The 9,622-nt window shown below is 41.0% G+C and carries 7 protein-coding genes; 2 read left to right on the top strand and 5 right to left on the bottom strand.

Going from position 1 to position 9,622, the window contains the following annotated elements:
• Positions 1-1,185: IS1380 family transposase (locus tag BQ7314_RS06950; protein WP_174482975.1), on the top strand; the 1,185-nt coding region annotated here is incomplete at its 5' end.
• A gap of 211 nt (positions 1,186-1,396) precedes the next feature.
• Here the strand turns inward: BQ7314_RS06950 and BQ7314_RS06945 are convergent.
• From BQ7314_RS06945 to BQ7314_RS06925, 5 genes are all read right to left on the bottom strand, one after another.
• The gene (locus BQ7314_RS06945; RefSeq protein WP_174482974.1) at positions 1,397-2,218 is read right to left on the bottom strand and encodes an ATPase, T2SS/T4P/T4SS family; all 822 of its coding nucleotides are present in this window, start codon (positions 2,216-2,218) and stop codon (positions 1,397-1,399) included.
• Between the two features lie 76 nt (positions 2,219-2,294).
• Positions 2,295-3,083, bottom strand: coding sequence for a response regulator (locus BQ7314_RS06940; protein ID WP_174482973.1), 789 nt, complete (start codon positions 3,081-3,083; stop codon positions 2,295-2,297).
• A 383-nt stretch (positions 3,084-3,466) separates the two neighbouring features.
• Complete coding sequence (locus BQ7314_RS06935) at positions 3,467-6,277, bottom strand: valine--tRNA ligase (protein WP_174482972.1); 2,811 nt, start codon at positions 6,275-6,277, stop codon at positions 3,467-3,469.
• 164 nt (positions 6,278-6,441) lie between these two features.
• Positions 6,442-6,873 carry a DNA polymerase III subunit chi gene (locus BQ7314_RS06930; RefSeq protein WP_342590398.1) on the bottom strand — a complete coding sequence of 144 codons (432 nt, stop codon included), beginning with the start codon at positions 6,871-6,873 and terminating at the stop codon, positions 6,442-6,444.
• Positions 6,863-8,350 (bottom strand): leucyl aminopeptidase, encoded by a 1,488-nt coding sequence (locus tag BQ7314_RS06925; RefSeq protein WP_174482971.1) that lies wholly within the window; start codon positions 8,348-8,350, stop codon positions 6,863-6,865. The genes BQ7314_RS06930 and BQ7314_RS06925 overlap by 11 nt, the downstream gene beginning before the upstream one ends.
• A 144-nt stretch (positions 8,351-8,494) precedes the next feature.
• On the opposite strand from BQ7314_RS06925, the gene BQ7314_RS06920 reads away from it, so the two are divergent.
• A complete protein-coding gene (locus BQ7314_RS06920; protein ID WP_245394937.1) occupies positions 8,495-9,622 on the top strand; it encodes an MlaE family ABC transporter permease in 1,128 nt (375 codons plus the stop codon).

Below are 9,622 nucleotides of genomic sequence, written 5' to 3'. Positions count from 1 at the left end.
GGTGATAATGCAGACTATCATTTATCTGATGCGATTCTATTAACTCTGGTTGGAATGATAGGTGGAGCAACATCAATGTCAAAAGTGACTACGGTATGGGCGGATCGTGTACTACGGCAAGTAGTAGGCTGGGTCAAGGTTCCTGTTGAAACCACGATTTTACGGATTTTTAAAGAAGTGAGTGATGCGCAGATAAGCCAGTTTGAAGCGCTCACGCATATTTTGCGTGGTCAGCACTGGCGTCGTTTACTTCGCTCCGGAAAATCTAAAGTAGGCGTACAACTCGTTCAATGGGTTGATGTCGATTCAACAGTCGATACAGTTTGTGGTCGTCAAGAAGGAAGTGCTAAAGGCTTCAACCCAAAAAAGAAAGGTGCCCGTTCATACCACCCGCAAATCGCCTTTCTAGCGGAATCAAAAGAAATTTTACAGGCCTGGTTCAGAACAGGCAATGCCTTTACAAGTAATGGTGTTGTTGAATTTACCAAACAGCTACTGGCACATTTACCCAATCGGATGCGCATTATTTTTCGCGGTGACAGTGGTTATTTTGTCGGTGACTTACTTGAATTACTTGATACCAGAGGCCATGGCTATTTGATAAAGGTTAAACTTAAGAATTTGACCGCATTACTGGCCAAACAGAACTGGACAGCCATTAAAGGCCAATCCGGTTGGGAGCAGTGTGCATTTCAATATCGTTGTGGTGGCTGGTCTCGATCTCGTCAGTTTGTCGCAGTCAGGATGAAGCAACCTAAACAAGTGACTGGGCCTCAGTCCGAGCTTTGGGATACGACAGAATATGACTATTTTTGTTATGTAACCACTGAACCTCTAACGCCTTGGAAAGCACATAAGAAATACGGTGAACGAGCTACGTGCGAAACATGGATCGAAGAAGCAAAATCACAAATGGGTTTAGGTAAAATCAGAACGAATCAATTCCTGGCCAATGCGGCATTATTTCATTGCGCCGTTCTCGCCTACAATACGGTGCGGTGGATGGCTCAATTGAGTGGTAACAAAACTTTATGCCAATGGGAGCCGGATACACTTCGTACTTATCTGATTCGGGTAGCCGGAAAATTACTCACAGGCAATAATCAGCTAAGAGTAAGAACGCCAGCGGATCCACTCTACCCACAGGAATGGGATGACTGGGTTAAGGTGGGGTTACTAGCTTAGAGTTAAACCGAAGTTAAATCACTTTGAGTAAAAGGCCGTGGCACGTTGGCAGGGTCCTTATTGCCTTGGGCTCGGAGAATATCCATACTATACAAAAATTTCCTCTATTTATGATTTAAATCTGAATATTTTGATCAGTTGGACATAAGAGGGCTGGCAAAGCGGCAGTAAAAACCTAATAACCATTTGAATAGAGTAAGGTTAATGAGAGTCAAAATAAGGGCTTGCAGGATTTAGGTGTCATTTTAATTCGACCATCTTGCGGTACACGGCGTTCAGCAATATCCATTTTGGACATGACTTTAATGCGTGAAATAATGCGATTGGCAATATTTGACGGTGGGCTCGCTACTTCGGATAGCATGCCATCACTTCTAAAGCGAATACGGAAAGTTTTTTCGTAGGGTTCTAAATGAATATCTGATGCGCCTTTCTTAATGGCATCTAAGAGAATTTTGTTGACAAAGCGCACGATAGGCGCGTCATCAATATCGCTATTAACCTCATCTTTCGCTTCTTCGTCACCACCTGATAATTCAATATTATCTAAGTCCGTATCCAATAAATCTGTCATGGATGTATCAGCGGCTTCTAAGAACGAGTCAATAGCAGCGACTAGCTTATCTTCCTCAACTAAAATAGTTTCGGTGTTTAAGCGAGTATGAAATTTAATATCGTCTAAAGCTTGAAAATTTGTTGGGTCAGATAACGCGATAAAGAGGCGATTACCTCTTTTAAATAGCGGTAAAGCACGGTGTTTACGAATTAATTTTTCGCTAACCAAGCCAGATGGTAAAATTGATTTGTCTACTGCGGATAAGTCAAAAAAAGGCAGGCCAAACTCCGTGGCGGCATGAGTGGCAATCGTTGTAGCACTAATATGTTTATCATTAACTAGGTAACTAATAAGTGGAGTTTTGCTTTTTTTTGCTGCGTCGCTATGGGCTTGCGCATCGGCTTCAGTCAGTAGGCCTTCTTTTATAATGCATTTTAGTAGGCCACTAAATTGCATGTCTGATGAATTTGCTACCATAAATTATTGAGTTTTTATTAGCTATACAAATAAATATAGATGAAACTAGCCTGTTAGCCAAGTAATTCATGCATAATTAATTAAGTAAATTAATGATAAAGTTACGTATCGATGCCGGTTCAAAGGGTTTATCTAAAATAGCCGAAACCCCAGCATGCTGGATAGCCGCTAAACGTTGACTATCCTGCTCACTGGTAATCATAATAATTGGGATGTTTTTTTGTTCACTTTGTTCGCGTATAAACGAAGTTAGCTGTAAACCGTCGATATCAGGCATATTATAGTCGGTAATAATTAAGTCAAAATAACATTCTTGTAATAGAGGTATGGCTTTGCTGCCATCATTTACTTGGGTAATTTTCTCAATGCCGATATCATTAAGAATGTTGCTAATGTATTTTAGAGCAAGAGGGCTATCATCAACGAGTAAAACAGCAATATCTTCAATATCAAAATGATTTAATATTGCTTTTTCTGGGTTGAGGTAATCAACTGTTGCCGATAAGGCGATTTGTAATTCTTCTGCAGTAAAGGGTTTAGGTAAAATTGCAATCGCGCCGGCTTGGCGGATTGGCTCTAAACTGGATAGATTGGTTTCGCTAGATATAAGCATGAAGGCCTTATCATATTCTTCATCTTCACGTAATGTATAAAGGAGTTCACTACCCGTCATATCGGGTAGATACATAGCACTAATAATTAAATCTGGCTGTGTACGGCTAAGGCTTGTAAATAGCTCCGCCCCCGAGTTACAGCAGATAATGTCGTTAATTCCAGCTTGGGTTAGATAGTTCCTAATAATATGCTGTTGAGTTGTTGAGGGTTCGACAAGAATAACGTGCAAATTGGCATATTGTGTCGTCATTTGTTTATACGGTAAAGGTTTAGGCCTAATATGGCTTGTTGGGGAAAGTACTTGGCACTATGGAAATCATCTTGAATCAATGTGTTATAGCTTTGGCTGTGCTCAAAGCTAATGCTACCAATAAGCTTATACTTGTTATACATAAGCAGTAGAAAGCATGCAATATGAACTATTACTTATTTTAACGGTTTAGCAGTCACTACGAACCTTGCATAATAATCAATGCAAGATCCATAGCGCCTTTTCTATTACTTGCCAAAACTGACTAGATTTAACATGAGATATCAGAAAAGACGGGCACAGCTTCCTCGTGCAGTCTTGATACCCAGAGAGCTAGACTTGTAGATTTTAAGCTCATTAATAGGTGCTTAATATAAGATTCATTAAAGCGCGCGAATTTTAACTAATTGCTCATTAAAATTAGTTAATGACGTGTGCAATGCCGCTAATTTTTCTTTTTCTTTATTAATAACTTCATCTGGTGCTTTATCGACAAATTTAGGGTTATTTAATTTCCCCTCTATACGCGGTAGATTTTTTTCAAGCTTTAATATTTCTTTTTCTAAACGTGCAATTTCAGCCTCTTTATCAATCAAACCTGCCATTGGAATTAAAATGCGTAATTCATTAACCAGAGAAATAGCCGATTCAGGTGCTATATCATTTTCTGCTAAGCATTTAATAGATTCAATACGACCTAGTTTTTGTAAATAAGTTGTCGCTTGTGCCAGGTGGTTTTCATCGGTTTCAGTGACATTTTCTAGTAATACCGGCAAAGGCTTGCCCGGAGCAATATTCATTTCACCACGGATGCGACGTACGCCTAAAATAAACTGCTTAGTCCATTCAATGGCATCAACTGCTTGTGCATCAATTTGCGTGTCGTCTGCTACGGGGTACGGCTGCAACATAATAGTTTCCGCTTGAACGCCGGCTAATGGAGCAACGCGTTGCCAAATTTCTTCGGTGATAAACGGCATAATGGGATGGGCAAGACGTAAAATCGTTTCTAAAACAGTTAATAGCGTCTGGCGAGTGCCGCGCTGTAGCGCTTCATTATCTGATTGCAGAGAAATTTTAGATAATTCTAAATACCAATCACAATACTCATTCCATGTAAATTCATAGATTTCTTGTGCGGCGTGATCAAAACGATAGTTATCGATGGCATCTGTGGTATTGGCGATGACTTGGTTTAAGCGCGACACAATCCACTTATCTGCTTCGCTGTATTTAAGTTCACCACCGTTGATACCACAATCCTGTTCTTCAGTGTTCATTAGAACAAAGCGCGCCGCATTCCATAATTTATTACAGAAATTACGGTAACCATATAAGCGATCACTGTCTAAACGAATATCACGGCCTGTTGAGGCTAATGAGGCAAAAGTAAAACGTAGCGCATCTGTTCCATAAGAAGGAATACCTTCTGGAAATTCTTTGCGTGTCGCTTTTTCGATTTTTTCGGCTAAATGTGGCTGCATCATGCCACCTGTGCGTTTAGCGACTAAATCTTCTAGGCTAATACCATCAATCAAATCAATCGGATCTAAGACATTTCCTTTTGATTTAGACATTTTTTGACCTTGAGCATCGCGCACCAGGCCATGAATGTAAACCTTCTTAAACGGTACTTCACCCATGAATTTTTGCCCCATCATAATCATGCGAGCCACCCAAAAGAAAATAATATCAAAACCAGTGACTAAAACGCTAGTTGGATAATGTTGAGCTAATTCAGGTGTTTTTTCTGGCCAGCCTAGAGTAGAGAAAGGCCATAAGGCAGAGGAGAACCAGGTATCTAAAACATCTTCATCTTGGCGCAAAGGATAATCAGCGGCTAGATTATGTTTTTCGCGTACTTCAGCTTCTGAGCGACCGACATAAATATTATCTTGCTCATCATACCAAGCTGGGATTCGATGTCCCCACCAGATTTGACGTGAAATACACCAGTCTTGGATATTATTCATCCAGTCGTAATAGGTGTTTTTCCAGTTATCGGGTACAAATTGAATTTCGCCGCTTTTTACGGCTTCAATTGCAGGTTCAGCTAAAGGTGCAACTTTGACATACCATTGATCAGTTAATAAAGGCTCAATAATGCTACCGGAGCGATCACCACGGGGCACCATTAACTTATGATCTTCAGTTTTTTCTAATAAGCCTAAAACCTCTAAATCAGCAACAATTTGTTTACGTGCAGCAACGCGATCTAAACCGATATAAGCAGCAGGAATTAAATCGCCCTCCTCAGCTTCATTAGCGCGAATAACAGCATCCATAGTAAACAGGTTAATTAAACCACCGTGAGCTTGGTCTTGAATGGCGCTCATTTCTTTGTGCCGCGACCAAACATCGTAATCGTTAAAATCATGTGCAGGCGTAATTTTTACACAACCGGTACCGAATTCTGGATCAACATATTCATCGGCAATAATCGGGATCAAGCGACCAGATAAGGGTAGTTTAATAAACTGACCGAGTAAATGTTGATAACGCTCATCGGCAGGATGAATAGCAACGGCGGCATCACCTAACATGGTTTCTGGACGCGTAGTGGCGACAATCAAATGACCTTCGCCATTCGCCAGCGGATAACGCATATGCCACATAAAGCCATTTTCTTCCTCGGATAGCACTTCTAAATCTGAAACCGCTGTGTGTAAAACAGGGTCCCAGTTAACTAAGCGTTTCCCCCGATAAATCAAACCTTCTTCATGTAGAGTAACAAACACTTCTTTAACAGCATCGGACAGCCCGTCATCCATAGTAAAGCGTTCGCGCTCCCAATCCAAAGACGCACCCATGCGGCGTAATTGTCTGGTAATCGTACCGCCGGATTCTTCTTTCCATTCCCAAATACGCTTAATAAATTCTTCACGGCCATAATCGTGGCGCGTTTTACCTTCTTTATTAATTAAGCGCTCAACGACCATTTGTGTAGCAATACCGGCATGATCCGTGCCGGGTTGCCATAACGTGCTATTCCCCTTCATACGGTGGTAGCGGGTAAGGGCATCCATAATCGTATCTTGAAAAGCATGCCCCATATGTAAACTACCCGTGACATTCGGTGGTGGAATCATAATGCAAAAAGACTCGCCCTCTTGTTTAGCAGAGAAATAACCTTTCTCTTCCCAAGTGTTGTACCAGCGTTGTTCGATGTCAGTGGGAGTATATGTTTTATCCATGAGTGCAATTTTTAAATAGGGTTGTAAGGGGTTATGTAGGTTGGATTAGATTTTTAGTGCGGAGCAATAAAAACGTTATCCGACAATAGCCTATTTGATAAACAGTGTCGGATAACGTTATCTACGCTTCGCTAGGTAATCTAATCCAACCTACGACATTTACGTTACATTTTATGCGTATTCGGTGTTATGCCTTGCTGCTGGTATAAACGATAACGTTTGCGACCGGCTTGTTTGTGTGTTTCATCATTATCTAACAGCTCAAAAATCTGTTCTGATTGATGCACCTGCTCTGGACAATAAGTCGATAAATTAATCAGTGTATGTCGCCAAGCTTCTGGCGCTTGCTGAGTGCCAATTATAACGGCATTCGCACGGCTGGGTAAGTCACTCTGATAAATTTCGTGGGGCACAAAACTGTTGGCACGAAAAGTCCAGAGTAAGGTATCTAGTTGCTGCGCTTGTTGTCGTGTATCAGTCAGAATATAGGCTTTAAAGCCAAGACGAAATGCTTTCTCGGCTAATTTACAAGCAAATAATTGTCGCCCCTGTTCAGATCGGGACAACAAGACATAGAAATTAACCTTAGGCAGCATTTACACGGTTTAATAAATATTGCACTAATAACGGTACAGGACGTCCAGTCGCGCCTTTCGCATCGCCTGATTTCCAAGCCGTACCCGCGATATCTAAATGCGCCCACTGATAGTCTTCAGTAAAACGTGATAAAAAGCACGCCGCGGTAATCGTACCCGCGTCACGCCCGCCAATATTAGCAATATCAGCAAAATTAGACTTCAATTGATCTTGATATTCATCCCAAAGTGGTAAACGCCACACGCTATCGAGTGAAGATTCACTGGCATTAAATAAATCGTTACACAGTTTGTCATCATTGCCTAACAAGCCACTCGGTACACGACCTAATGCAACTAAACAAGCGCCGGTTAAGGTTGCCATATCAATGACAACATCTGGGTTATATTTTTTTGCATAAGTTAGGGCATCACAAAGGAGCAATCGACCTTCTGCATCAGTATTTAGGATTTCGATGGTCAATCCCGCCATGCTAGTAACAATATCACCTGGCTTATTAGCATCGCCATCCGGCATGTTTTCTGAGGAAGGAATAATACCGACGATATTTAACGGTAACTGTAATTCTGCTGCGGCTTGTAATGCACCTAAAACAGCGGCACTACCACACATATCATATTTCATCTCATCCATGCCCGCACCTGGCTTTAATGAAATACCACCAGCATCAAAAGTTAAGCCTTTGCCGACAAAAACAATCGGTTTTACATCTTTTGCAGCACCTTTATATTCTAAGGTAATTAACTTAGCAGGCTGGCGGCTACCACGACTAACTGATAAGAAAGAGCCCATGCCCAGTTCTTGCATATCAGCTTCTTCTAAAATATGCGCGTTTAGTTTTTCATGTTTGTTTGCGATTGCAACAGCTTGTTCAGCAAGATAAGTCGGCGTGCAATAGTTGCCAGGTAAATCAGAGACGTGTTTTGCTAAAGCAACACCTTGGGCAATGGCTTGACCTTGTGCGATACCGATTTGAATTTCAGTCGTTTCAGCAAGGGCATGTAAACTAAATTGTGTTAACGTGTGCTTATCAGCCGGTTTGCTTTTACATGCATTAAACTGATAGAAAACTGCATCAGTCGCTTCAATAATTTGGCGCGCTTTCCATGTACTGTTTTGATCTTGTACATCATTTTGTGCTAAACAACAGACCGCATTGCTGAATTGCGTGGTTTTTAATGTATTTGCAGTGGCCGTTAGGGCTTTGCGGTAATCTTTAGCGGTTAATTTATCTGCTTTGCCTAAGCCAACCAACAAAGCGCGTTTAATATTGGCATGAGGTAAATAATTAATTAACAACGTATCTTCGACTTTCCCTTTAATATCGCCACGGCCTACAACGCTTGTGATTAAGCCATTAGTGAGTTTATCTAATTGATTAGCCGCGCTGCTAAGTTGCTTATCTTCGTATATAGCAATAATAAGGCATTCAGTTGCTAATGATTCTAAAGGGGTATTAGTGAATAAATAATCCATAAAGCTTTAAGGTGTTATCGGGTTAAAATGTGTTTAATTATACCGTAATTATGTTTTTTATTTATATGTGTTTGGCTGTGATAGGGTGTTAAAAATACATATATGACACATTTTAGTGTCTATTATTGATTGGTAGGGTTAGCATTGAAAAAATGTGAGTTTAAGTTATTGATAGGTGAAAAAAACATTGCCGAGGCTGAGTTGCAAGGCGACTGGTTGATAGGTAATGTCGTGCCTGATATTGAGAGCGTAAAACAGCAATTACAACAGCAAAATTGCACACGACTCAATTTAAATAGCAAACAGTTGGGGCGTTGGGATAGTCGTTTGGCTTTATTCTTGTTTGAATTGGAGAAGTATTGTAAGCAGAAGAAAATTGCTTTAGATATACATTCGCTACCGACATCCGTACAAGGACTGTTAAAACAAGCATCCGCATTTCCAGTGCGCGAAAGTGGTAATAAAGACAAACAAGAAAGCTCTTTTATTGCCTCTGTAGGCTTGGTAACTCTGTCTATTTATAACGAAACCCAAAAGATGCTCACCTTTGTCGGTGAAGTATGTTTAAGTGCTTTACGCTTAATGCGCGGCAAAGCGTGCTTTCGACAGCGAGATTTGTGGCTGATTATGCAAGAATGCGGTCCAGGTGCTTTAGCCATTGTGACTTTGATTAGTTTATTGGTGGGATTAATTCTCGCTTTTGTTGGTGCGATGCAATTAAAAATTTTTGGTGCGCAAATTTATGTCGCGAACCTAGTTGGCTTAGGTATGGCGAGAGAAATGGGCGCAATGATGACGGCGATTATAATGGCGGGGCGGACTGGCGCTGCTTTTGCATCACAGCTCGGCTCTATGCAGGTTAATGAAGAGATAGATGCGCTAGAAACCTTAGGTATTTCACCGATAGATTTTCTGGTCTTACCGCGCATGTTAGCACTGATTATTATGTTGCCGCTGTTATGCTTGTATGCCGATTTTATGGGGATTTTAGGTGGCCTAATGGTCAGTGTGAGTCTGCTTGACCTCACTGTCGTTGAATATTTAATACAAACCAAATCTGCCTTAGATTTAAACGATTTTTTAACCGGTTTGATAAAAAGTAGTGTCTTTGGTGTGTTAGTTGCTTTATCTGGTTGCTTGAGCGGCATGCAGTGCGGACGCAGTTCATCTTCTGTTGGTGATGCAGCGACAGCAGCCGTAGTGGCAGGCATTGTTAGCGTGGTTGTCGCTGATGCAATATTAACTGTTATTTATCAAATCATAGACTTTTGA

It is taken from the genome of methanotrophic endosymbiont of Bathymodiolus puteoserpentis (Logatchev), from assembly GCF_900128525.1.
In the GTDB taxonomy this organism is placed as follows: domain Bacteria; phylum Pseudomonadota; class Gammaproteobacteria; order Methylococcales; family Methylomonadaceae; genus Methyloprofundus.
Note: the sequence above shows the minus strand (reverse complement) of the source record. Positions and strands in the feature narration are given on the sequence as shown.